This is a genomic window from Nonomuraea sp. GTA35 (assembly GCF_041950525.1).
GTDB lineage: Bacteria > Actinomycetota > Actinomycetes > Streptosporangiales > Streptosporangiaceae > Nonomuraea.
Genome location: NZ_JBGNUV010000007.1, coordinates 173,540 through 197,009 on the forward strand (window position 1 = coordinate 173,540; position 23,470 = coordinate 197,009).

Annotated in this window: 15 protein-coding genes and 1 pseudogene; 11 read left to right on the forward strand and 5 right to left on the reverse strand. The window is 73.4% G+C overall.

Annotated elements, in window-relative coordinates; all coding sequences use genetic code 11:
• Window positions 1-100 precede the first annotated feature (100 nt).
• The 5 genes from ACBJ32_RS30195 to ACBJ32_RS30215 all read left to right on the forward strand — a co-directional run bounded on the left by ACBJ32_RS30195 (window position 101) and on the right by ACBJ32_RS30215 (window position 6,843).
• A complete protein-coding gene (locus tag ACBJ32_RS30195; RefSeq protein WP_375129567.1) occupies window positions 101-1,879 on the forward strand; it encodes a SpoIIE family protein phosphatase in 1,779 nt (592 codons plus the stop codon).
• 122 nt (window positions 1,880-2,001) lie between these two features.
• Window positions 2,002-3,009, forward strand: a complete 1,008-nt coding sequence (locus tag ACBJ32_RS30200) for a glycosyltransferase family 4 protein (RefSeq protein WP_357880418.1) — start codon at window positions 2,002-2,004, stop codon at window positions 3,007-3,009.
• Between the two features lie 197 nt (window positions 3,010-3,206).
• A complete protein-coding gene (locus tag ACBJ32_RS30205; protein WP_375129568.1) occupies window positions 3,207-4,337 on the forward strand; it encodes a glycosyltransferase in 1,131 nt (376 codons plus the stop codon).
• Window positions 4,334-5,338 (forward strand): glycosyltransferase, encoded by a 1,005-nt coding sequence (locus ACBJ32_RS30210; protein WP_375129569.1) that lies wholly within the window; start codon window positions 4,334-4,336, stop codon window positions 5,336-5,338. The genes ACBJ32_RS30205 and ACBJ32_RS30210 overlap by 4 nt, the downstream gene beginning before the upstream one ends.
• Window positions 5,335-6,843 (forward strand): glycoside hydrolase family 130 protein, encoded by a 1,509-nt coding sequence (locus ACBJ32_RS30215; protein WP_375129570.1) that lies wholly within the window; start codon window positions 5,335-5,337, stop codon window positions 6,841-6,843. The genes ACBJ32_RS30210 and ACBJ32_RS30215 overlap by 4 nt, the downstream gene beginning before the upstream one ends.
• A gap of 182 nt (window positions 6,844-7,025) precedes the next feature.
• On the opposite strand, the gene ACBJ32_RS30220 is transcribed toward ACBJ32_RS30215, so the two are convergent.
• A complete protein-coding gene (locus ACBJ32_RS30220; RefSeq protein ID WP_375129571.1) occupies window positions 7,026-7,394 on the reverse strand; it encodes a hypothetical protein in 369 nt (122 codons plus the stop codon).
• A gap of 304 nt (window positions 7,395-7,698) precedes the next feature.
• Here ACBJ32_RS30220 and ACBJ32_RS30225 point away from each other — a divergent pair, with 304 nt between their 5' ends.
• The 3 genes from ACBJ32_RS30225 to ACBJ32_RS30235 all read left to right on the forward strand — a co-directional run bounded on the left by ACBJ32_RS30225 (window position 7,699) and on the right by ACBJ32_RS30235 (window position 13,275).
• Window positions 7,699-10,926, forward strand: coding sequence for a BTAD domain-containing putative transcriptional regulator (locus ACBJ32_RS30225; RefSeq protein WP_375129572.1), 3,228 nt, complete (start codon window positions 7,699-7,701; stop codon window positions 10,924-10,926).
• Window positions 10,927-11,088: 162 nt separating this feature from the next.
• Window positions 11,089-12,471, forward strand: a complete 1,383-nt coding sequence (locus ACBJ32_RS30230) for a rhodanese-like domain-containing protein (protein ID WP_375129573.1) — start codon at window positions 11,089-11,091, stop codon at window positions 12,469-12,471.
• Window positions 12,472-12,537: 66 nt separating this feature from the next.
• Window positions 12,538-13,275, forward strand: coding sequence for a TetR/AcrR family transcriptional regulator (locus tag ACBJ32_RS30235; protein WP_375129574.1), 738 nt, complete (start codon window positions 12,538-12,540; stop codon window positions 13,273-13,275).
• Window positions 13,276-13,377: 102 nt separating this feature from the next.
• Here ACBJ32_RS30235 and ACBJ32_RS30240 read toward each other — a convergent pair whose 3' ends face one another.
• The 4 genes and pseudogenes from ACBJ32_RS30240 to ACBJ32_RS30255 form a co-directional block, all read right to left on the reverse strand.
• Complete coding sequence (locus ACBJ32_RS30240) at window positions 13,378-15,555, reverse strand: xanthine dehydrogenase family protein molybdopterin-binding subunit (protein WP_375129575.1); 2,178 nt, start codon at window positions 15,553-15,555, stop codon at window positions 13,378-13,380.
• Window positions 15,552-16,535 carry an FAD binding domain-containing protein gene (locus tag ACBJ32_RS30245; RefSeq protein ID WP_375129576.1) on the reverse strand — a complete coding sequence of 328 codons (984 nt, stop codon included), beginning with the start codon at window positions 16,533-16,535 and terminating at the stop codon, window positions 15,552-15,554. The genes ACBJ32_RS30240 and ACBJ32_RS30245 overlap by 4 nt, the downstream gene beginning before the upstream one ends.
• The gene (locus ACBJ32_RS30250) at window positions 16,532-16,984 is read right to left on the reverse strand and encodes a (2Fe-2S)-binding protein (RefSeq protein WP_375129860.1); all 453 of its coding nucleotides are present in this window, start codon (window positions 16,982-16,984) and stop codon (window positions 16,532-16,534) included. The genes ACBJ32_RS30245 and ACBJ32_RS30250 overlap by 4 nt, the downstream gene beginning before the upstream one ends.
• 243 nt (window positions 16,985-17,227) lie before the next feature.
• Window positions 17,228-17,491, reverse strand: a pseudogene (locus ACBJ32_RS30255) (Dabb family protein); the annotation flags it as partial.
• 169 nt (window positions 17,492-17,660) lie between these two features.
• On the opposite strand from ACBJ32_RS30255, the gene ACBJ32_RS30260 reads away from it, so the two are divergent.
• Genes ACBJ32_RS30260 through ACBJ32_RS30270 form a run of 3 tightly spaced genes read left to right on the forward strand, consistent with a single transcriptional unit; the run spans window position 17,661 to window position 23,449 of the window.
• Complete coding sequence (locus tag ACBJ32_RS30260) at window positions 17,661-19,598, forward strand: phosphotransferase (protein WP_375129577.1); 1,938 nt, start codon at window positions 17,661-17,663, stop codon at window positions 19,596-19,598.
• A gap of 5 nt (window positions 19,599-19,603) precedes the next feature.
• The gene (locus ACBJ32_RS30265) at window positions 19,604-21,379 is read left to right on the forward strand and encodes a serine/threonine protein kinase (RefSeq protein ID WP_375129578.1); all 1,776 of its coding nucleotides are present in this window, start codon (window positions 19,604-19,606) and stop codon (window positions 21,377-21,379) included.
• A 6-nt stretch (window positions 21,380-21,385) separates the two neighbouring features.
• Window positions 21,386-23,449 carry a protein kinase gene (locus tag ACBJ32_RS30270; protein ID WP_375129579.1) on the forward strand — a complete coding sequence of 688 codons (2,064 nt, stop codon included), beginning with the start codon at window positions 21,386-21,388 and terminating at the stop codon, window positions 23,447-23,449.
• Window positions 23,450-23,470 lie beyond the last annotated feature (21 nt).

Here is a 23,470-nt window from a genome sequence, read left to right on the forward strand (position 1 = left end):
GGCACAACGGCTTCACATCGGGGATCATCCCTGATAGTTGACCGAGGCCCGCCGGCTGTCCCCGGCCGGGAGCGGTACGTCTACCGTGGGAGGAAGCGGCGTGGCCCAGAGCACGTCCGACGGTCAGGGCCGGTGGTGGGCGACGCAGCCGGCGTTCTGGCAGGAGGTCTTCGACCATCTGGGCGCCGGGGTGGCCGTGCTGGACTCCTCCGAGCGGATCATCGCGGTCAACCCGGCTGCCGAGGAGCTGCTGAACCGTACCGCGGCGGCGATGATCGGACAGGACTTCCACGATCTCCTGCACCGCCACGCCGGCGATGCCACCCTTCCGGATGAGCCGTGCCGGCTGCTCACGGCCCTGACCCGGCACGTCCGCGCCCGCGAGGTGGACAGCTTCCTGGGCGGCGACGGGTTTCTCGTCCCGGTCACCTGGATCAGCGATCCGGTGACCAGAAACGGCGAGGTGGTCGGCATGACCGTGCTGTTCACCGGCGACGCGACCGACCGGGACGCCGCGGTCGGCCTCGCGGCGCACGTGACCGCCCTGGAAGGTCTCACCGACCGGCTGGCCCTGGCCACGGAGATCGCCACAGCGCTGGCCCAGACCCTGGACACCGAGGAGGCCCTCGCCCGGCTCGGCCGCCTGCTGGTGCCCCGCCTGGCCGACTGGGTCGCCATCGACCTGCGTACGGAGGAGGGCGTCCAGAGGGTGGCGGTGATCGGGCCCGAAGGCCGCGACGCCGAGCAGGAAGCGTGGCAGGGCCCCCTCCCCGCGCTGGACGAGCACTCACGTTCCTCTCTGGTACGGGTGCTGCACGGCGGCGAACCCGTCCTGATGGGGCCAGGGGACATCGCTCCCCCGCCCGATTCGCCCCTGGCGGCCGTCCAGACAGGATTCCTCCAGGCGCTGGGCGCCACCTCCGCGGTCATCGTGCCGTTGGGTACCGTCCGGCGGGTCACAGGCGCCCTCACCCTGGCCCGTACCGGCGCCGCTCGGCCCTTCGACACCGCCGAGGTGGCCCTGATCGGCGACATCGGCCGCCGCGTCGGCCTGGCCATCGACAACACCCTGCGGTTCGGCCGCCAGCGCCAGATCGCCGAGGCCATGCAGCGCAACCTGCTCGCCGCCCTGCCTCAACCCGGCCGGCTGCGCCTGGCGGCCCGCTACCAGCCCGCCCCCGCCGGCTCCCAGGTGGGCGGCGACTGGTACGACGCGTTCCTCCTGCGTGACGGCGCCACCGCGCTGGTCATCGGCGACGTCATCGGCCACGACCTGGCCGCCGCCGCGGGCATGGCCCAGCTGGAAGGCATGCTGCGCGCCCTGGCCTGGGACCGGACGGAACCGCCCAGCGCCATCATCGACCGCCTCGACCAGGCCGTCCCCGTCATCACGAAGGTTCCGCTGGCCACCGTCATCCTGGCTCGCATCGAGGGCCCGGACGAGGGTCCCTGGCAACTGCGATGGACCAACGCCGGCCATCCACCGCCGCTGCTGGTCACCCCCGACGGACGCGCCGAATACCTCGAACAGGGACAGGGCCTGCTGCTGGGCACCGGCCTGAACGACGTCGGCCGGACGGACGCCACCGTCCCCCTGCCTCCTCGCTCCACCCTTCTGCTCTACACCGACGGCCTGGTCGAGGTCCCCGGCACCGATCTGGACACCGGCATGGGACGGCTCCGCCGCCACGCCGCCGCCCTGGCCTGCCATCCCCTGGACGACTTCTGCGACCAGGTCCTCGCCCGCATGCCTCCCGGCACCGCCGACGACATCGCCCTCCTGGCCGTGCGCATCCCGGCCGCCTCCGACGGCCGCGGGACTTCGCGCCACGGCGTCGAGGAGCCCGTCACGCCGCCGCCTCGTCATCAGTTGTGGTGATGACCGCTTGCGGCATCAGCTGTTTCCGGCCGGTCCGCCGTGGCGTTGACTCGGCTGGACAGGACAGGGAGGTCAACCATGGCACCGACGCCGGGCGTACGCCGGAGCGAAGCCTGCCTCACGTGAGGATCGCGCTGCTGGGACCGGTCGCCTGGCGCACGCCTCCACGCCATTACGGCCCGTGGGAACAGGTGACGAGCCTGCTCGCCGAAGGGCTCTGCGCCGCCGGGGCCGAGGTGACGCTGTTCGCCACGCTGGACTCGGTCACCTCCGGAGCGCTGGACGGCGTGTGCCCGCGCGGGTACGCCGACGATCCGGCGCTCGACGGGCGGGTGTGGGAGGCGATGCATGTCGCGCACGCGTTGAGCCGTTCCGGCGAGTTCGACGTCGTCCACAGCCATCTCGACTGGCTGCCGCTGGCCTTCGCCGGCCATTGCCGGGCGCCCTTGCTCACCACGATCCATGGATTCTCCGGCACGGGCATCCTGCCCGCCTACGCCCGTGCCCGGTCGGCCTACGTGTCCATCTCGGACGCGGACCGCGCCCCGGAGCTGGACTACGTCGCCACCGTGCACCACGGCATCGATCTGGACGCCTTCCCCTTCGACCCGGTGGGCGGCCGGCGGCTGATCGCGTTCGGCCGCGTCCATCCCGACAAGGGGACGCACACGGCCATCGAGATCGCCCGGCGGGCGGGGATGCCGCTGACCATCTGCGGCATCGTCCAGGACGAGCGGTACTTCGAAGAGGAGATCGTGCCGGAGATCGACGGCGAGCAGGTCAGCTTCCTCGGCCCGGTCGGGCCGGAGCGGCGTGGCCAGGTCCTCGGCGGCGCCGCCGCGCTGCTGCATCCCATCGCGTTCGACGAGCCCTTCGGCCTGTCGGTGGTCGAGGCGATGGCCTGCGGGACGCCCGTCGTCGCCTACCGGCGCGGGTCCATGGCCGAAGTCGTGGACCCGGGCGTGACGGGCTTCCTGGTGGACTCCCTCGACGAGGCGGTCACCGCGGTGGCACGCATCGCGACGATCGACCGCGAGAGTTGCCGCGCGCAGGCGGAACGCAGGTTCAGCGCGGATCGAATGGTGGCCAGCTATCTGACGATCTACCGCGAAATGTTAGGACAAAGTTAGCCCCTGCTAGTGTCACGGTACGCGGACCACGCCATCAGCTGATCGGTCGCGTCGGCCGGGCCCCCGCCTGAGGACGGGCCCCCGGTGAAGTCTCCAGGTTCCACCGCACACGCACAGGCGGACGGACAGCCGTCTTCACCGAGCGGGCAGCACCCGAACGCACCATGGCGCGGCCTGATGACCGAAAGGCGAGGCAGTTGGTCCTCACATACGGATTTCTCAGCACCCACCCGCCCACCCAGTGCGGGCTGGCGACCTTCAACTCCGCCCTGGCCGCCCATCTGGCCCGGGGCGGCATGTTCGGCGGGATCGTCCGGGTCACCGCGGAAGGTGACGACGAACGGCCGCAGCCCGGGGTCGTGCACACGTGGACTCCCGGCGGGCCCGGCGGCTGGCAGGCCGCGGCCTCCGCTCTCGAGGACTTCGACGTGGCCGTCGTGCAGCACGAGTACGGCATCTTCCCCGGCCCGGACGGCCAGGACGTCCTGCCGTTGCTGCGGTGCCTCACCGTGCCGAGCATCGTGGTCCTGCACACCGTCCTGGCCAGGCCCACTCCCCCGCAGAAGGCCCTGCTCGAGGAGATCGTGGACGCCGCCGACGCGATCGTGACCATGACCGGCACCGCCCGCGACCGGTTGAGGGCCGGCTACCGGGTGGACGCCGGCAAGGTGTCCGTCATCCCGCACGGGGCCGCCGACCACATGCGGGTCCCGGCTCGGCGCCGCCCCCGTCCGCACCTGCTCACGTGGGGACTGCTCGGACCCGGCAAGGGGATCGAATGGGCGGTGCGCGCCCTCGCGCTCCTGGCGGGCCTCGACCCCTCGCCGATCTACACGATCGCCGGCAGGACCCACCCCAAGGTGCTGGAGCTCCAGGGTGAGGCGTATCGCGACGGCCTGCACGATCTCGCCGCCCGGCTGGGCGTGTCCACGGCCGTACGACACGACCCCGTCTACCGGGATCAGGACTCGCTGAGCCGGCTGGTCCGCTCGGCAGACGTCGTCATCCTGCCCTATGACTCGGCGGAGCAGGTCACCTCCGGTGTCCTCATCGAGGCCGTGGCCGCCGGCGTGCCGGTCGTCGCCACCGCCTTCCCGCACGCCGTGGAACTGCTCACCAGCGGCCCGGGGCTGCTCGTTCCGCACGGCGACCCCGCCGCGCTCGCCTCCGCCGTCCGCCGTGTCCTCACGCAGCCCGGGCTGGCCGACGAGCTCACCGGGCGGACCCGCGCCCTGATCCCGACCCTGCTGTGGCCGGCGGTCGCGGCCCGGTACGACGGCCTCGGCCGGTCGCTCGTCGCCGCGCGGCCGGCCGCGATGCTGCCATGAGCGCCACCGACCCCGGTTTCAAGCACCTGCTCCGGATGAGCGACGACACCGGCCTGTTCGAGCATGCCCGGCACGCCGTCGTCCGCCGCGAGCACGGCTACTGCACCGACGACGTCGCCCGCGGCCTCATCGTCGTCAGCCGCGAACCGCGCCCCGCCCATCAGCTGACCCGGCTGACCGAGTGCTACCTGGCCTTTCTCACGCACGCGCAGGATCGTTCCGGCGCGTTCCGCAACCGGCTCACCTTCGACCGCCGCTGGAGCGAGCCGCCGGGCGTCGGCGACTGGTGGGGACGGGCGATGTGGGGCCTGGGCACCGCGGCGGCCCGCAACGCCATCCCCTGGATCCGCGACGAAGCGCTGCACGCCTTCGTTCGCGGCGCCGAACAGCGCTCCCCGCATCCGCGCGCCATGGCCTTCGCCGGGCTCGGCGCGGCGGAGGTCCTGCGCACCACCCCGGACAGCACCGTGGCCGCCTCCCTGCTGATGGACGCCGTGGAGGCGATCGGCACACCCTCGGAGGACCCCTCCTGGCCGTGGCCGCAACCGCACCTGACCTACGCCAACGCCGCTCTCGCCGAAGTGGTCATCTCCGCCGGGGACCTGAGCGATGACCGGCAGCTGCTCACCACCGGCCTGCGCATGCTGGCGTGGCTGTCGGACATCCAGACCAGGGACGGCCTGCTCACGGTCGTGCCCGCCACCGGCTGGCGACGGGACGCGCCCCGGGCCCGCTACGACCAGCAGCCGATCGAGGTGGCCGCGCTCGCCGACGCCTGCGCCACCGCGGCCCACGTGACCGGCGACGACGCGTGGCACGAGCGGGTACGACGGTCGGTGGCGTGGTTCCGGGGAGCCAACGACTCCGGCCTTCCGATGTGGGACCCGGCGACCGGCGGCGGCTACGACGGCCTGACCGAGCACGGCCCGAACCTCAACCAGGGAGCGGAGTCGACCATCGCGCTGATCTCCACCATGCAGCACGCCAGGCGGCTCTCATGACCATCAGGGATCTGGCCACGCGGCTCGGCCCGGCCCTCACTCCCGATCCGCGGAGAGTGATCATCAAGCTCTTCGTGCCCGGCGAGGACGCCGCGCTCACCCGTACCAGGGCCGCCGCGCTGATCGACCGCATCATGCTGCTGGGCGAGGACCAGACCACCGAAATGCTCCAGGAGACGCTGCGACGATTCGGCAACCGCCACCACGACCTCGAAACGACCTTCGCCCATCACCACGACCTGGTCCGCCATCGCGTCCCGCGCGACGTCGACCTGTCCCTGCCGGCCCGCCTCCTCGTGGGCGCCTACTTCAGCCACGAGTACGCCGTGGAGGGCGCGGCGGTGTGCAACCCCTCCATGGTCCCCCATCCCGACCAGTCCGGCCTGCGCCCCGGACAGCTCCGCGTGGCGATCAGCCTGCGGCAGATAGGCGAGGGGCACCTGTCGTCGATCGGCTTCGCCACGGCGGTGCTCGGCCCTGGCTCCGACCTGGCGATCGCCGACCGCTCGGGAACGCTGTCCGTCGGGTGCCGGCTCCGGACCCGCCATCGGCGCGACCTGCTCGCCGCCGGGCTCTGCGACGGCGCCTGGGACAACGAGGTGACGGCCGCCGTCCTGCGATCCCTGCCGGAACGCTTCGACGACAACGACTTCGAGCGCGCGATCGCCCGGCTCCCCGCCGACCTGCTCACCCGCGCCTCCACGCAGCCGACTCTGGAAGAGATGCGCCGCGCGACGCACTCCGACTACGCCGTCGCCTTCCCCGCCGATCTCCCCCTGCACCGGCGAGTGCTCTGGCCGTCGACCGCGGCCGAGTCCAACGGCATGGAGGACGCCCGGTTCGTACGGATCGTCGACCAGGACGGCACACCTTCGTACCGGGCCACCTACACCGCCTACAACGGCAAGCACATCCGCTCACACCTGATCGCCAGCGACGACCTGCGCCGCTTCTCGATCACTCCCATGCGCGGCTCGGCCGCCGTCAACAAGGGCATGGCGCTCTTCCCGCGACCGGTCGGCGGGCGGACGCTGGCGCTGTGCCGTTCCGACGGCGAGACCATCGGCCTCACGACCCTCGACCGGCACAACAGCTGGCAACCATCGGCGCCGCTGCACACCCCCCGCTGGGACTGGGAGCTCATCCAGGTGGGCAACTGCGGGTCCCCCATCGAGACCGGCTCCGGCTGGCTCGTCCTGACCCACGGCGTCGGCCCCATGCGCGACTACTCCATCGGCGCCCTGCTGCTCGACCTGCACGAGCCGCACCGCGTCATCGCCGAACTCCCCGGAACGCTCCTCACCGCCGACGGCACCGAGCGCGAAGGCTACGTGCCCAATGTCGTGTACTCCTGCGGCGGCCTGCTTCACGACGACGCCGTGTGGCTGCCCTATGGGGCGAGCGACACCCGCATCGGTTTCGCCCGGGTGCCGCTCGACACCCTCATCAGCGCGATGCGTCCACCGGGAAGCCCGTCCTGGCGGGGTGGGCCGGCTTCTTCCTGACCAGCCTGCGACGCCGAACCGAACCCTCAGCCGTCGCGGTGGGCGCGGCGACCGTTGCCACGAGGGCGACCCTCATGCATGTGTTCATGAAATCCTTCGCGAGCGGGAGCCGTGCGGGATATCGCCTTTTGGCGGGTCAGAACGAGAACCGCGATGAATGGCGTGGTGGTTCTGTCCGAGGGTCAGGTCGTGAAGCGGAACGTCCCGCGCAGGACGGTGCCTCGCCCGCTCCAGTAGCTTTCGTAATCGGCCTGGTAAGTGGCGTTCTCGAAGGCGGTGAGTACTTCACAGGTGGCGCCCGGGTGCCGGATGTTGTCGTCCCTGATGACGATGGGCCTTCCGATCACACCGGGGCGGGTCAGGGTCACCTCCACCCAGGCCGTCCCTGTGGTGTCGTCCGCCCGGACGCACACCTCGTTGGTGGGGTCGGCGTAGCGGACGATCCCGTCTCCGACGTCCCGTTGGAAGCTCGCAGCCAGGGCGGGCTGGGCGAGAATGACGCTCGCCACCGCGGCGGCGACGCCGGCGGTGATCGTTCTGAGCGGGTTCATCGTTCCTCCTTCTCCGGACGGGAGTCAGCCCTCCGGCGCGAGCGATCCCCGGGCCGAGGCCCACTGATCGTCGCACCCGCCGGCAGCACCGTGGAATACGAGGGGAATATGCCTGGCCATTCGGCGAATGGCACTGATGGCCGATCCGACCGAAAACGTTTACCGAATGAAAGCCGGCGCGTTCGGCGTCGATGCCGTAAGGAGATCGAGGGCTGAGCGAGAAAGATTCGCAATCGTTTCTTCACCCACTGGGCCAGCGGAACAGGCCGTCCGGGTTTACAGTGCCTCCAGCCGAGGGGGCGCGATGGAGTTCGGGATACTGGGTCCGCTGACGGTATGGCGGGAGGGTGAGCAGCTCGATCTGGGCACGCCCAAGGCGCAGGTGCTCCTGGCGGTTCTGCTGTGCCAGGCGGGTCACCCTGTTTCGGAAGATCAACTCGTCATGGCGCTCTGGGGGAACACCCCTCCGAAAAGCGCCACCAAGAACGTACAGACCTACGTCCACCGGCTCCGGCGGCACCTGGGCGACCCGGCTCTCGTGGTGCGGCAGGGCTCCGGCTACCTGGTTCCGGTGGCCGGGGACGAGCTGGACGCGGCGAGGTTCGAGAGCCTGGCCGCCTCGGGGCAGGCGATGGAGGCCGCCGGTGAGCCGGAGGAGGCGACCCACCGCCTGCACGAGGCGCTGAGCCTCTGGCGCGGGCCCGCGTTCGTCGGCATGACCGACGTCCCGATGCTGGCCGCGGAGGCCGCGCGGCTGGACGAGGTGCGCCTGTCGGTCCTGCAGTCGCGGATCGCCGTGGACCTGAGGCTGGGACGCCACGCCGGGCTGCTGGGCGAGCTGACCGCGCTCACCGGCGAGTACCCGTTACGGGAGCGGCTGCGCGCGCAGCTGATGCTGGCGCTGTACCGCTGCGGCCGGCGGGCGGACGCGCTCGCCGAATACGCGCGTGCCCGCAAGACCCTGATCGAGGAGACCGGCCTGGACCCGGCCGAAGAGCTGCACGACATGCATCAGAGGATCCTCACCCAGGACCCCTCACTCGACCTCGTCCCTCGCGTCAAGGTGACGATCACGGGGTCCCCCGCGCAGTCCTCACTCGCCGGCCTCGAACGTGCCGCGCGCCTGCCGGACGAACTGGGCATCAAGCCGGGCGAGCAGGTGCGGCACGCGCACCTGCGTGCCCTGTCCGGCGACCGTCCCGCCCAGGTCACGGCCCCGATGCCGGAGCCTCAGGCGGCTCCCACCCCCGCCGAGTTGCCGCCGGACATCGCGGATTTCACGGGCAGGGACGACGAGGTGGCCCACCTGGCCGAGGTCCTCGCCAATCCGCGGCCGGGCACCGTCGCCATGGCCAGCATCGCGGGGCTGGGGGGCCTGGGCAAGACGACGCTCGCCGTGCACGTCGCGCATCGGATCGCGGATCGCTTTCCCGACGGCCAGCTCTATGCGGACCTGCGCGGCGCCTCCGCGGACCCCGCCCGCCCGGAGGACGTGCTCAGCCGGTTCCTGTTCGCGCTGGGCGTCAGCCCCACCGGCATACCCGAATCCCTGGAGGAGCGCGTGGCGCTCTACCGGAGCTGCCTGGCCGGACGCAGAATGCTCGTCCTGCTCGACAACGTCGCCGGGGAGAAGCAGGTACGGCCGCTCCTGCCCGGCGCCTCGGGCACGGCCGTGCTCCTGACCGGACGTGTCCGGCTGGTCGGGCTGGAGGGCGCGAGCCTGCTGGAACTCGACGTCCTCCCGTCGGGCCAGGCCATGGACCTGCTGAGAAGGATCGTCGGCGACGAACGCGTCCAGGACGACCCGGACGCGGCTCTGGAGATCACCCGGCTGTGCGGCCGGGTCCCGCTGGCGGTCCGCATCTCGGCGGCCAGGCTCCTCGGCAGAAGGCAGTGGAGTCTGGCCCACCTCGCCGGCGTCCTCGGGGAGGAGCGGCACCGGCTGGACGAGCTGGTGGCGGGCGATCTCGACGTCCGCGCCGGGTTCGAGATGAGCTACCGGATGCTGCCCGCGGGCGCGCAGCGGGCCTTCCGGCTGGCCGGGCTGCTCGACGCGCCCGATTTCGCGTCCTGGGCGGTGGCGGCCCTCCTGGACGTGCCGGTGCGGCAGGCGGAACGTGAGATCGAAACCCTGGTCGACGCTCATCTGCTGCACCTCACCGGGACGGACGAGACAGGCCTGCTCAGGTATCGCTTCCACGACCTGATCCGGCTGTACGCGCGGGAGCGGGCGCAGCGCGAGGATGGCGAACCCGAACGCCAGGCCGCGCTCCAGCGGGCCCTGGGCGCCTGGCTGGCGCTGGCGGAGGTCGCGGCGGAGCGCGTCCCCGGCCCCTGCTACGCGCTCATGCACAGCCCCGCGCCGCGCTGGCGGCTGCCCGCGGCGGTCTCAGGACCGCTGCTGGCCGACCCGATGGCCTGGTTCGGCGCGGAGCACGCCGCGCTGATGGCGGGGGTCGCCCAGGCGTGCGAGGCACGCCTGACCCAGCTCGCCTGGGACCTCGCCGGGTCCACCGAGACGTACCTGAACGTGCGCGGCCTGTACGACGGCTGGCAGCGCATGCACGAGCAGGCGCTCGCGCTCTGCCGTGAGACCGGCGACAAGCGCGGCGAGGCCGTGCTGATGCGCGGCCTCCTGGAGGTCACCACCTGGAACTCACCGCCGGGCCCCGGACCGGCGATGACCCGGATGCGGGCCGGCGCCTCGCAGCTCCTCGACCTGTTCACCACGCTGAACGACCCGGTCGGCATCGCCGACGCCCTGGCCACCCTGGCCTGGAGCCTGACGGCCGACGGGAACGGCGGCGAGCAGGCGCTCGCCCTGGCCGAGCAGGCTCTGCGGACGGCCGCCGACGCGGGCTACCTCGGCGGCCAGGCGCGGGCCTACCACGTGATGGCGATCATCCACGGCGAGGACGACCCGCAGGCGGCGCACGAGGTCCTGGAGCAGGCGACGAAAATCGCCGAGGCGCTCGGCAACGCCCACTACACCACGACGGTCACCCAGTTCCTCGGTGCGGCGAAGGCGTTCTGCGGTGACGTCGAGGGCGGCCGGGAACTGCTGGAGAGGTCGCTGGGCATGGCACGGCGGCTGAACTACCGCTATCTGGAGACGTTCTCGCTGCTCTACCTGTCGAAGTTGTTCGCCGTGGTCGGGGACGAACGCGCCAGGGCGACCGCCGAGCTGACGCTGGCCCACAGCGAGGCCGGCAACTTCGGCCACTACCTCGCCGACTCGCTCAGCGTGCTCGGGCAGCTGGACCTGGCCGAAGGCGACCTGCCCGCCGCCATCGCCACCCTCGAACGCTCGGTCCGGGTGTGGCGTACCCGGGGCTCGATCCCCTATCTGGCGCGGACGCTTCTCGCCCTCGGCGACGCCCACGACGCCGCCGGCGGCCACCGCACGGCCAGGGCCGTCTGGGAAGAGGCCCGCGAGCTGTGCCGCGGGATCTCCTACGAGGACGGCGTGCGAACGCTGGACGCCCGGCTCGCGGGTGAGGGGCGGCCGGGCCCGCCGGCGCCCGCCGGATGACCCCTGGAACGCCGAGGGCGACCGCGCCGGCGGCAGCGTGATCGAGCTGATCGCCCGGCCGGCCTCCGAGATCTTCCTGGCGCTGGTCTGACTCCGCGCCAGGCGGGAAGTCGATGGGGGCAGTCTCGCCGTCGTACACCCCCGGGGGATGTAGGGGAAATCATGAGTGCTGACGTCCATGTCATCGCGACCTCGTCGCTGGGTGACCGCAGCTATCTGGCCACCGACGGGCAGGTGGCCGCCGTGGTCGACCCCCAGCGGGACGTCGATCGCGTGCTCTCGCTGGCCGGGCGCCTCGGCGTCCGCATCACGCACGTCGTCGAGACGCACCTGCACAACGACTACGTCTCGGGCGGGCTCGAGCTGGCCAGGCTGACCGGGGCGCGCTACGGCCTGGCGGCCGCCGACCAGGCGCCGTTCCGGCACCTGCCACTGTCCGACGGGGACGTCGTCGAGGTCTCGCCCGCGCTGCGGCTGCGCGCCCTGGCCACGCCCGGCCACACCTTCCACCACCTGTCGTACGCGCTGGAGAGCGGCGAAGCGGCCGAGGGCGTCTTCACCGGCGGCTCGCTGCTGTTCGGCACGACCGGCCGTACCGATCTGCTGGGCGCCGAGCACGCCGCCACGCTGGCGCGCGAGCAGCACGCCTCCGTACGCAGGCTGTCCGGCCTGCTGCCCGACGGCGCCGCGATCTGGCCGACCCACGGCTTCGGCAGCTTCTGCTCGGCCGCCCAGGCCTCCGGCGACGACTCCACCATGGAGCGCGAGCGGCAGGTCAACCCGGCGCTGCGGCTGGCCGCGGACGCGTTCGTCACGCAGGCCCTGGCCGGGCTCGACGCCTACCCCGCCTACTACGCGCACATGGGCGCGATCAACCTGCGCGGCCCCGCGCCGGTCGACCTGCGCCCGCCCGCCCCCGTCACCCCGGACGAGCTGCGCGGGCGGCTGGAGTCCGGGGAGTGGGTGGTCGACCTGCGTCACCGCACCGCCTACGCCGAGGCCCACCTGGCCGGCACCGTCAGCCTGGGCCTGGACGGGCCGATGGCCACCTGGCTCGGCTGGCTGATCGACCGGGGCGCGCCGCTCACCCTGATCGGCGAGACGCCCGAGCAGGTCGCGCAGGCGCAGCGGGAGCTCGTGCGCATCGGCGTCGACCACGTCGCCGCCGCGGCGGCCGGTACGCCCCACGGGCTCGCCACCGATCCGGCTCAGGTGCGGTCGCTGCCCACGGCGACGTTCGCCGGGCTGGCCGCCGCGCTGGCCGGTGACGTGCCGGCCGGGCTGCCCGCCCCCGACGTGATCCTCGACGTCAGGCTCGGCAACGAATGGCGGACCTCCCACATCGACGGCGCCGTGCACGTGCCGCTGCCCGAGCTCGCGGCGCGCGCCGGCGACGTGCCCGCCGGTGCCGTCTGGGTGCACTGCGGCAGCGGCTACCGGGCCACCGCGGCGGCCTCGCTGCTGGCCGGGGCCGGGCGGCAGGTCGTGCTGGTGAACGACGAGTTCGCCGGCGCCGCCTCCTCCGGCCTGGCCATGGCCTCCTGACCCGGGCCGGCTGACCTGCGCGGCAGCACGCAACTCTTGTTATCAACATTCTGTTATCGTTGATTCATGGGTGATCGGGAAGAGGTCCGCCGGCGCATCCTCGACGCCGCGACCAGGCTGCTCCACGACAAGGGCCGCGAAGGAGTGACGACGCGCACCGTCGGCGCGGCGGCCGGTGTTCAGGCCCCCACGCTCTACCGCCTGTTCACCGACATGGACGGGCTGCTCGAAGCGGTGGCGGCCGACGGGTTCGCGCGCTACCTCGCGCGGAAGCACAGCCAGGTGCTCTCCGACGACCCCGTGGAGGACCTGCGCCGCGGCTGGGACACGCATGTCGGCTTCGGCCTGGAGAACCCGGCGCACTACCTGCTCATGTACGGCCGGCCCACTCCCGGCTCCCGCAGGCGCGTCACCGAGCAGGCGCTGGAGCGGCTTCGCATGCTGGTCGAACGCATCGCCGTCGCGGGCCGGCTCCGCGTCGGCGTCGAGGCGGCCGTCGTCATGGTGCACGCCGCGGGCGTCGGCCTCACGCTCAACCTCATCGGCACCCCTCCCGAGGAGCGCGACGCCGCCCTGCCCGACCGGCTGCGCGAGGCCATCCTCTCGGCGATCACCACGCCGGCCCCGCCCGACGCCCCGGACGTGACCGGGGCGCCGGACATGACTGGGGCGCCGGGCGTGGCCCAGCGGGCCGTGGGCCTGAAGGCCGTGCTCGACGAGGCGCCGGGCCTCTACACACCGGGCGAGCGGGCCCTCCTCGACGAACTCCTGGACCGCGCCGCGAACCACACCCCGCCCCGCTGAGGCCGCGCACGGGCGCGCACCTCGGGGCCGGAGCAGCCTGCGGCGCACGGACGCGCACCTCGGGGCCGGAGCAGCCCGCGGCGCACGGGCGCGCGCCTCGCGTCAGAGCAGCTTGTCCCGCGTGAAGGGGACGTCGCGCAGGCGGCGGCCGATGGCGTGGTGGATCGCGTTGCCGATGGCCGCGGGCACGCCCGTCCCCGGGGTCTCGCCGAAGCCGCGGGCGCCGAGCGCGAGGCTGCCCGGGTCCGGCCGGTCCACGAACAACGCCTCCACCGATGGCGTGTCCGCGCAGACCGGGACCAGGTAGGTGGACAGGTTCGGGTTGACGACCCGCGCCGTGTTCGGGTCCACCATCGTGTGCTCCATCAGCGCGAAGCCGATCCCCCAGGTCACGCCGCCGATGACCTGGCCGCGCGCGGTCCGGCGGTTGAGCACCCGTCCCGGGTCGTGCGCGGTCACGACCCGGGTCACGCGCACCCTGCCCAGCCTCGGCTGGATCCTGACCTCCACGAACACCGCGCCGAACGAGTACCCGGGCGCGTTGTCCTGGCGCCCGACGACCTCGACGGAGCGGCCGTGGCGGGCCATGACGTCGCGGTAGCTGTCCACGCGCCCGCCGTCGCCGCGGACGGACAGGCGGCCGGCCTCGGCCACGACGTCCTCGGCGGGCACGCCGTGCAGCGGGGAGCGCGGGTCGGCGACGGCGAGCGCGATCACGGCCTTGCGCGCGCTCCGCGCCGCCTCGGACACCGGGCCGACCACGCTGGGCATCGTGGACGACCCCGCCGACAGCGACGCGGTGGGGTAGGTGGTGTCGCCGAGCAGCGTCGTGACGTGGCCGAGCGGCATGCCGAGCCCGTCGGCGACGACCTGGCTGAGCACGGTGTACGTGCCGGTGCCGATCTCCTGGGTGGCGGCCCGCAGGGTCGCCCGCCCGTCCGGCCCGATGGTGAGGCCGGCTTCGGACCGGATCCAGCCGTAGGTGTGGGTCTCGGTGGCCATGCCCCAGCCCACGTACTCGTCGCCGTCCCTGGTCGTCCCCGGCCTGGGGTTGCGCCGGGCCCAGCCGAACGCCTCGGCCGCCGCCCGGTAGCACTCCAGCAGGTGCTTGCTCGTGTAGGGGCCGTCGGTCCGCGGGTCGATCGGGTTGTGGTTGCGGATCCGCAGCTCCACCGGGTCGATGCCGAGCTCGTGGCTCAGCTCGTCCATGGCGGTCTCCAGGCCGAAGTGCGCGGTCGTCTCCGGTGAGCGCATGTAGCTCGACGTCGGCAGGTCCAGCCGCACGCCCAGTTGCCGCACGTGGACGTTCGGGCAGGCGTACAGGTGGACCGTGGAGTCGCTGCCGTTGTAGACGGCCTCGTCGAGGCGGGTCACCTGCGCCGTCGAGGTGTCGGCGATCGCGGTCAGCACGCCCTGGCGGGTGGCGCCGAGCCGGAGGTGGTGGCGGTACTCGGCGCGGTGGCCGTTGGAGGTGTACATCTGCGCGCGGGACAGCACGAGTTTCACCGGCCGGCCGGCCAGGCGGGCCGCCGCCGCGGTGAGCAGCGTGTGCGGGTAGGTGGGGCCCTTGGCGCCGAAACCGCCGCCCAGGTAGGGCGAGATGACCCTGACCTGCTCCGGCGCCCTGCCGAACGCCGTCGCCACGACGTTGCGGGTGAACATCACGCCCTGGGTGCTCTCGTACAGGGTCAGCTCATCGCCCGCCCAGACGGCGGTGGTGGTGTGCGGCTCGATCGGGTTGTGGTGCTGCATCGGGCTGCCGTAGGTCTGGTCGACGCGCACCTCGGCCTGTTCGAGCGCGGCGGCGGCGTCGCCGCGGGCGAACTCGTTGTCCCTTTCGCGGAACTTCTTCGGCAGGAACGCCTCGTCGAGCGCGTCCGCCAGCCGCGCGACGGGCTCCTCCGCCCGGTAGCCGACCTTCACCAGACCGGCGGCCTCCTGCGCCTGCTCCAGGGTCTGGGCCACGACGTAGGCCACCGGCTGCCCGTTGTGGTGCACCCGCGTGTCCTGCATGGGGATGAACGGCCTGTTGTACGGGAATCCCGGCAGCCTCAGCCCCAGCCTCGCCATGTCGGCGTGGGTGTAGACCGCGACGACACCGGGATGCGCCAGCGCCGCCCTGGCGTCGATCTCCACGACCTCGCCGCGGGCGATCGTGCTCATCACCAGGAAACCGTGCAGCGCGCCGGCCACCTCGTGGTCCGCCGCGTAGCGGGCCGCGCCGGTGACCTTCGCCCGGCCGTCCACCCGCGCCACGCCCTGCCCCACCAGCGCGCTCATCGAAGCCCTCCCAGATCGCTGAGGATGCTCACCAGCGCCCGCTGGACGAGCTCGACCTTGAACCTGTTCCCCTCGCGCGGCTCGGCGTCCCGGACCAGGAGCCGGCCCGCCCCGGCGATCGCCTGCGCGGTCAGCGGCCGGCCCCGCAGCGCGGCCTCGACCCCGGCGTCCCGCCACGGGCGGGTGCCCACGCCGCCGAACGCCAGCCGCACGTCCTGCACCACGCGGCCCCTCGTCCGCAGCGCGGCCGCCACCGACACCACCGCGAACTCGAACGTGGCCCTGTCGCGCAGCTTCAGGTAGCGCGACTGCCCGGCGAGGGCGGTGCGCGGCACGTCCACCCAGGTGATCAGCTCGCCCGGGCGCATCGCGGTCTCCCGGTGCGGGGTGGCCCCGGGCAGGAGGTAGAAGTCGGCGACGGGGACGGCGCGCTCGCCGCCGGGGCCGAGCAGGTGCACGGTCGCGTCCAGGGCCGTCAGCGCCACCGCCAGGTCCGAGGGGTGCGTGGCGAGGCAGTGGTCGCTGCCGCCGAGGATCGCGTGTCCCCGGTTGTGCCCGCTGACCGCCGGGCAACCGCTGCCCGGCGATCGTTTGTTGCACGGCGAGGCCGGGTCGCGGAAGTATCCGCATCTGGTGCGCTGCAACAGGTTCCCGCCGATCGAGGCCATGTTGCGGACCTGCGGGGAGGCGGAGGCCAGCAGCGCCTCCGACAACACGGGGAACTCCCGCCGCACCCCGGGGTGCTCGGCGACCTGCCGCATCCGGGCCGCCGCGCCGACGCGCAGCCGCCTGGAGCCGACGGTGACCTCGCCGAGGTCGAGGTGGTTGACGTCGATGAGGTGGTCGTGGGCCTGCGCGCCGTCCCGCATCAGGTTCAGCAGATCGGTGCCGCCCGCCACGAAGGCCGACCCGGGGGTGCTCGCGGCGATCCGCACCGCGTCCGCCGGGCTGCCGGCGACCGTGTAACCGAAGGCTCTCACCGCCGCACCTCCTTGGCGGCGTCGGCGACGGCGGCGACGATGTTCTGGTACGCCGCGCACCGGCACAGGTTCCCGCTCATCCACTCGCGGATCTCCGCCTCGGAGCCCGCATGCCCTTCGTCGATGCAGGCCACGGCGGACATGATCTGGCCGGGAGTGCACGCCCCGCACTGGAACGCGTCGTGCCGGATGAACGCCTCCTGCACCGGGTGCAGCTCCTCGCCCCGCGCCAGCCCCTCCACCGTGGTGATCTCGGCCCCCTGCCGCATCACCGCCAGCGTCAGGCACGACTTGACCCGCTCGCCGTCGGCCAGCACCGTGCACGCCCCGCACTCACCCCGGTCGCAGCCCTTCTTGGTGCCGGTCAGGCCGAGCCGCTCGCGCAGCGCGTCCAGCAGCGTCACCCTCGGCTCCAGGACGACCTTGCGCAGTTGCCCGTTGACCGTCATGGCGACCTCCACCGACGCCCCGGGGGCGACGGCGTACGCCTGAGCGGCGGCCGTCCGTGCGGCGGCGGGCGCGGGGGCGGCGGTGATGCCCGTTCCGGCCGCGGCCGTTCCCGCCGCGGTCACCGCCATGGCCTTGAGCACCGTACGGCGGGTGCGCACGGGTCCGTCCGGCAGGGGAGGGTGTCGCCGCCATTCGGCGATGCGCGCGCCCGTCCCCGGATCCGGGTCGTCGGTCAGGTCGTACGAGACGATGTCCGCGAGCAGGGGCGACGCGGTCCGGTCGGCGTGGCGGCGCGCGGGATGCGTCAGGAACTCGCGGTAGCCGTCCAGGTCTTCGATCACGAAGACGGCGCCCCACTCGTAGTCGCCGCCGTGGTCGCGGCCGACGAAGAAGGATCTGACCGATGGGATGGCCCGGCCCTGCTCGCGCAGGCTTTCGAGAGCCTCCGCCCGCTGCTCCGGGGTCGCGTCCAGCCTGAAGGTGAACCGGCTGCCGTGATGGATCATCTCGCCCCTTTCCTCGTAAGGCTGGCGCTAGCTGTGATAGCAGTGTCTCGTTATCGGTGTTACGAGTCAATAGCCGCTAACGCATAGGTGTTAGCGGGAGTTCGGCTCCGGGAAGGGGCCCGGGGAGGGACCGGGTGATCTATCGTGGTGCCGAGTGGAGGTCTCGCCGATGCCCGACATCTCACCGTTATCCACGGATGATCCGCGGCGGCTCGGGGGCTACACCGTCGAGGGGTTGCTGGCCGGCAGCGGTGTCTACCTGGCACGCGACGACTCGGGCGACCCGGTCGTGATCAAGGTCTACGCGTCCGACGCCGCGCGCTTCCTGCAGGCCATGCGTGCGGTGCGCGCCCAGGACGCGTACTACACCGCTCAGGTCCTCGACTCCGGCGAGACCGACGACGGGCTGCCCTACCTCGTCACCGAGTACGTCGACGGCGAGCCGCTGGAAGCGGCCGTGGCCGACGGGGGGCCGCTGCAGGGCGCCGCTCTGCACCGCCTGGCCATCGCCACGATGGCCGCCCTGGTGGCCGTGCACCAGGCGGGCGCGGTGCACGGCTCGTTCGGCCCCGGCGACGTGCTGCTCGGCCCCGACGGGCCCCGCCTGATCAACGTCGGCGTCGCGCCCGCCCTGGAGGCGACCAGCGCGACCGCGACCCAGCGCGTCGGCGGCCTGGCCTACACCGCCCCGGAGCACTTCGGCGGCGACGCTCCGCGGCGGGAGGAGGGCGGTGAACCCGCCGGCGCCCCGGCGGACGTGTTCGCATGGGCGGCCACGATGGTGTTCGCGGCGACCGGCGAGGCCCCCTTCGACGGCGGCTCCACCTCGGCGACCATGAACCGCGTGCTGCGCCACGAGCCCGACTTGTCCGCCTTCGACGACCACCTGCGCGGCGTCATCGCCGACTGCCTGGCCAAGGACCCGCGGGCCCGGCCCACGGCGGGGGACGCGCTGCTCAAGCTGGTCGGCCACTCTCTGCTCACCGCCCGCACGGGCGACCTCACGGCCGTCGCGCCGCCGCCAGCCGGCCCGGAGGAGCCCGCCGCCGCGCCGAGGCGTACCGGGCGGTTCGTGGCGCTCGCCGTGTCGGGCGGGCTGCTCATCGCGCTCGCCTCCGCCGGCGCGGTCCACACCCTCCAGTCCAGGCAGGGCACCCCGGCCGCCGTCGCGACGCCCACCCCGTCCCCCTCCGCGACCGCCATCAGCACGCTGGCCGCCCAGGCCCCGCCGTCGCCGCCGCCCACGCCCACCGCGCGGATCACGGTTCCCGGCCTGGGACTGGCCCTGCACGAGCACCCCGCCGACAGGCTACGGGTCGCCGCCTACCAGAAGGGCGACGACCTGTACGTACGCGCCCCCGGCACCACCCGCTTCACCAGGAGCCAGGAGAAGCGGGCGCAGGAGATCGCCGCCTCCCCTGACGGCGCCTGGCTGGCCCTGTTCACCGACGGCAAGCTGACCTTCGTGAGCCGGACGGGCGGCAGCCGCTTCGAGGTCGAGGTCGGCCCGGCACGGCGGCCCACCTGGTCCCGCGACGGCAAGCGCCTGCTCCTGACCACCACCAAGGGCACCGGCAAGGACGAGGACGGCACCCCGGTGCCCGGCGGGTTCGCCATCGTCGACGTCGCCACCAAGGCCGTCACCCCCGTGGACACCGACGCCGAGACCCGCCAGGGGCGCGGTTCCTACGCCTGGCTGCCGGACGGCACCGGCGTCACCCTCTCCCACAGGTCCGGCGACGACTACGGCATGCGGATCTTCGACCTGGCCGGGCGCGAGACTCGCGCGATGAACTGGGTCGGGTACACCGGGGGCGTCCGGATGTTCTCACCCTCCGGGAAGCTGTTCCTCACCCACTGCCCCAGCGGCGGCACGGTGTGCGTCTGGGACACCGCCGAGGGCGTGCGCCGCGCCAGTGTCGCGATCTTCTTCGACGGCGCCGAGTTCTGGGGCTGGTACGACGAGAACCACCTGCTGATCTACAACCCCAGCCAGGAACCCGACAGACTGGTCGCCATGGACCTGCGCAGCCGGGAGCGCCGGATCGTGCTGACCCTGCCCGGCAAGGACTTCGACGACTTCTCCTTCACGCTGGCCGAGAGGTGACCGCGATGGCTGAGGAGCCGGCCGGCCTCGGGTACGTCGTGGGCCAGGAAGCCGACTGGCCCACCCTGGAGCAGGAAGTGCAGGGGCGCGGCCCGTTCGGCGGCGCCGCCCTGCACCGCCTGGCCATCGCCACCATGACCGGCCTGACGGCCCTGCACCGCGCCGGCGTCGTGCACGGGGCGGTCAGTCCAAAAACGGTGCTGCTCGGGCCGCAGGGTGCGCGGCTGCGCCACCCCGTTCCCGAGGCGCCCGCCCCCGACGAGGAGACCGTCGAGGCAGGCGCCCTCGTCTGGAGCACCCCTGAGCAGGTCGACGGCCTGCCCCCGGCTCCCGCTTCCGACCTGTTCGCCTGGGCCGCCACCATGGTCTACGCCGCGACGGGGCGGTCGCCGTTCGGCGGGGGCACGGTGACCGACACGGTGCACCGGCTGCTGCACGGCGCGGCCGACCTGGGACCCCTGGACGGCGAGCTGCGCACGCTGGCCGCCGACTGCCTGGCCGCCGAGCCGGGCGACCGGCCCGCCGCCGAGGACGCGCTGTTACGCCTGCTCGGCTACTCCGGCGCCCTGGACACCGCCATCCCCACCGACCCGCCTCCGGCGGCCGGGCCCCCGCCGTCGCCGCCCGCGCGCCGGCGCTCCCGCGTCCTGATCCTGACGGCGGTGGCCGTGGCCGTGGCGCTGCTGTCCGGCGGCGTCACCTACGTCCTGACCGGGGATCGCGAGCCCTCCGCCGCGTCCACGACGCCCGCGGCACCGGCCGCGCAGGACGCGACACCGGCCGCGCAGGACGCGACACCGGCCGCGCGGGCGACGGCGACCCCCGCCGCGAGCCCGCCGGCGTCGCCGCCGCAGCCCACGAAACGCATCGCCCTGCCCAGCGGCGGCACCCTGTACGAGCACCCCGGCGACCCGGTGCGGCTGGTCTCCTACCGTACGGGCGTGGAGGGCGGCCAGACCGCCGGCTACGCGCGCACGCCAGGCACCGACACCTTCCAGCGCGTGGCCGGTGACAACACCGACGCCGTGGTCTCGCCCGACGGGCGATGGCTCGCCGTGGTCAACGAGCTGTCGGTCGCGGTGACCGAGCGGCAGGAGGTGACGATCACCGAGCGTGTCACCGGCGAGCGGTTCTCCCTGCCCACCGCGGACGCGCCGCAGGTCGGGCAGTTCCTCGACTGGTCACGCGACAGCCGCCGCGCCCTCCTGACCATCTTCAACGACCTGGTCGGCGAGGACGGCAAGCAGCGGCGCCTCACCGCCGGCTACGTGATCCTCGACGTCACCGCCAGGACCTCCACGTTCGTCCCCACCACGGACGCGCTGGACGCGTCGGACGCCGACGCGTCCGCCCCCGTCTACCACTGGCTCCCGGACGGGACGGGGGTCATGTCGGGCTACACGACTCCCGAAGGGACCCTCGGCGCGCGTTTCCGCGACCTGACCGGCAGGGAGACGCGCACCATGCACTGGGTGGGCCGGCCGATCGGGGAGGAGTGGTTCTCCCCCTCCGGGAAACTGTTCACGACGACCGGCTGCGGGTCGTACACGACGTGCATCTGGGACACGGCCACCGGCGACCGGCGGGCGACACTGCCGGCGGGCCGGACCGCGTACGCCGTCGGCTGGTACGACGACCGGCACCTCATCCGGGCGACCTGGGCGGGCAAGGACACCTTCCGCATCACCGTGCACGACTTCGCCGGCAAGGAGGTCCGCCTGCTCGCCGAGATGAGGAGCCACGACAGGCACATCGTCAACCTGACGTTCGCCGGGAGGTGACGCGCGATGCCGCCCTCCACCATGCCGCCGCGCGACGGCGACCCCGAGTCCATCGGCGGGCACCGGATCGTCGGCAGGCTCGGCGAAGGCGGGCAGGGAGTGGTGTACCTGGCCGAGACCGGGGCGGGTGACCTCGTCGCGGTCAAGACGCTGCACGGCCTGCCCGACGAGGTGGACGCGGCCCGCTTCCGGCGCGAGGCCGAGGTGCTGCCCCGGGTCGCGTCCTTCTGCACGGCCCAGGTGCTGGCCACCGGGACGGCGGGCGGGCGCCCGTACATCGTCAGCGAGTACATCGAGGGGCCCTCGCTCCAGCAGGCGGTGCGCGAGCGGGGGCCGCTGCGCGGGCGCGAGCTGCGCCGGCTCGCCATCGGCACGATCACCGCCCTGGCCGCGATCCACCGCGCGGGGGTGGTGCACCGCGACTTCAAGCCGGGCAACGTCCTGCTCGGCGCGGACGGCCCCCGCGTCATCGACTTCGGCATCGCCCGCGCCGTGGGCGGCGAGGCCACGGGCGGCGGGCCGGTCGGCACGCCGGCGTACATGGCGCCCGAGCAGTTCGACGACGGCGCCGCCGGGCCCTCGGCCGACCTGTTCTCCTGGGGCGCCACCATGGCCTTCGCCGCCAACGGCCACCCGCCGTTCGGCGCGGACGCCGTCGCCGCCGTCGTGCGCCGCATCCTCAGCGAGGACCCCGACCTGGGCACGCTGGACGGCGACCTGCGCGGCCTCGTCACCGAGTGCCTGGACAAGGACCCGGCCCGGCGACCGCGCGCCAGCGAGGTGCTGCTGCGGCTGCTCGGCCGGCCCGCCGGACCACCCCCTTCCGATCGGCTGCCCGGCCGGGCCCCCGGGCCGCTCCTGCCCGGCGCGGACGCCAGGCCGCTCCTCTCCGGGGCGGACGCCGGGCCGCTCCCCTCCGACCGGCTGCTCGCCGAGGGCGCCGCCAAGGCCGGAGCGGACTCGGCGCCCCAGCGGGCCGCGACGCATCCGCCTGAGCGTTCCCCGACGCGGCCGTCCGCGCTGTTCGGAGCACGTGCCTGGCGGCGGGCGGCCGCAGGCGCCGGCGCGCTGGCCGGCGCGCTGATCGTGACCATCACGGTCGTCCGGGTGTACGCGCCGGCCGAACCCGGCGCGGGGCCGCGGCCGGCGGCCACCACGCCCGCGCCGCCCCGGCTCAGCGGCGCCCCGGCCGCCCCGGCCGCCGCCGTGTCCGTTCCGGGATTGAACGCCGTCTTCCATGAACATCCGTCCGACCCGTACCGCCTGACATCCTTCCACGTGGAGGAGAAGGGGAAGGTCAACAGGCCGGCGTACGTCCGGGAGCCCGGGACCGGCACCTTCCGCCGGCTGACCGAGTACCGCGACCCCATCGTGTCGCCCGACGGCACCACGATCGCCTCCGTCTACAACGTCCCGAAGTTCGCGTCCGAGAACCACAACGACGTGGAGGTCACCGACCGCGGGACCGGCGCCCGGCACACCATCCCGACCGTGGACCTGCCCCTCGTGGTGAGGACGCCGCAGTGGTCCCCGGACGGGCGGCGGCTGCTGCTCACCGCCGTGCTCGACGAGGACGGGTCCGAGGAGGCCGCCGGGTTCGTCGTCGTGGACCTCGCGGCGCGCAGCAGCCGCCTGGTCCGCGTGGCGGCGCCCGGCACCGGCACGGCGGCCTACCTCTGGCTGCCGGACGGCTCCGGCGTCATCCGGCGTTCCGGCAGGACCGGCGTGCGTGCGTACGACCTCGGCGGCACCGTGCTGCGCAGCTACCGTGACGTGATCGCCAACGACAGCAGCGACCAGTGGTTCAGCCCTTCCGGCCGGCGGCTCATCACCGTGTGCCCCGGCAAGGCCGCGGCGGCGTGCGTCCTGGACGCCGGCACCGGCGCGCGGCAGGCTCGCGTGGCGCTGCCGGACAAGAGCGTGTTATGGGGCTGGTGGAACGAGGACCACCTGCTCGTCTACCGCGAGGGCCACGCCGGCGTCGTGGACCTGAACGGCAGGCAGGTCCGTCAGGTGGCCGACATCGAGCACGAGGGCCCCTGGTTGCTGCACTTCACCCGCACCAACTGACCGGCCCGCGCACCGCCGGGA

What these genes read in the sequence shown, in the direction of transcription:
- ACBJ32_RS30260 (WP_375129577.1), top strand. Translation starts at nt 17,661, where the DNA reads ATGCCCGACATCTCACCGTTATCCACGGATGATCCGCGGCGGCTCGGG.
- ACBJ32_RS30215 (WP_375129570.1), top strand. Translation starts at nt 5,335, where the DNA reads ATGACCATCAGGGATCTGGCCACGCGGCTCGGCCCGGCCCTCACTCCC.
- ACBJ32_RS30265 (WP_375129578.1), top strand. Translation starts at nt 19,604, where the DNA reads ATGGCTGAGGAGCCGGCCGGCCTCGGGTACGTCGTGGGCCAGGAAGCC.
- ACBJ32_RS30235 (WP_375129574.1), top strand. Translation starts at nt 12,538, where the DNA reads ATGGGTGATCGGGAAGAGGTCCGCCGGCGCATCCTCGACGCCGCGACC.
- ACBJ32_RS30210 (WP_375129569.1), top strand. Translation starts at nt 4,334, where the DNA reads ATGAGCGCCACCGACCCCGGTTTCAAGCACCTGCTCCGGATGAGCGAC.
- ACBJ32_RS30240 (WP_375129575.1), bottom strand. Translation starts at nt 15,555, where the DNA reads ATGAGCGCGCTGGTGGGGCAGGGCGTGGCGCGGGTGGACGGCCGGGCG.
- ACBJ32_RS30250 (WP_375129860.1), bottom strand. Translation starts at nt 16,984, where the DNA reads ATGACGGTCAACGGGCAACTGCGCAAGGTCGTCCTGGAGCCGAGGGTG.
- ACBJ32_RS30225 (WP_375129572.1), top strand. Translation starts at nt 7,699, where the DNA reads ATGGAGTTCGGGATACTGGGTCCGCTGACGGTATGGCGGGAGGGTGAG.
- ACBJ32_RS30270 (WP_375129579.1), top strand. Translation starts at nt 21,386, where the DNA reads ATGCCGCCCTCCACCATGCCGCCGCGCGACGGCGACCCCGAGTCCATC.
- ACBJ32_RS30230 (WP_375129573.1), top strand. Translation starts at nt 11,089, where the DNA reads ATGAGTGCTGACGTCCATGTCATCGCGACCTCGTCGCTGGGTGACCGC.
- ACBJ32_RS30220 (WP_375129571.1), bottom strand. Translation starts at nt 7,394, where the DNA reads ATGAACCCGCTCAGAACGATCACCGCCGGCGTCGCCGCCGCGGTGGCG.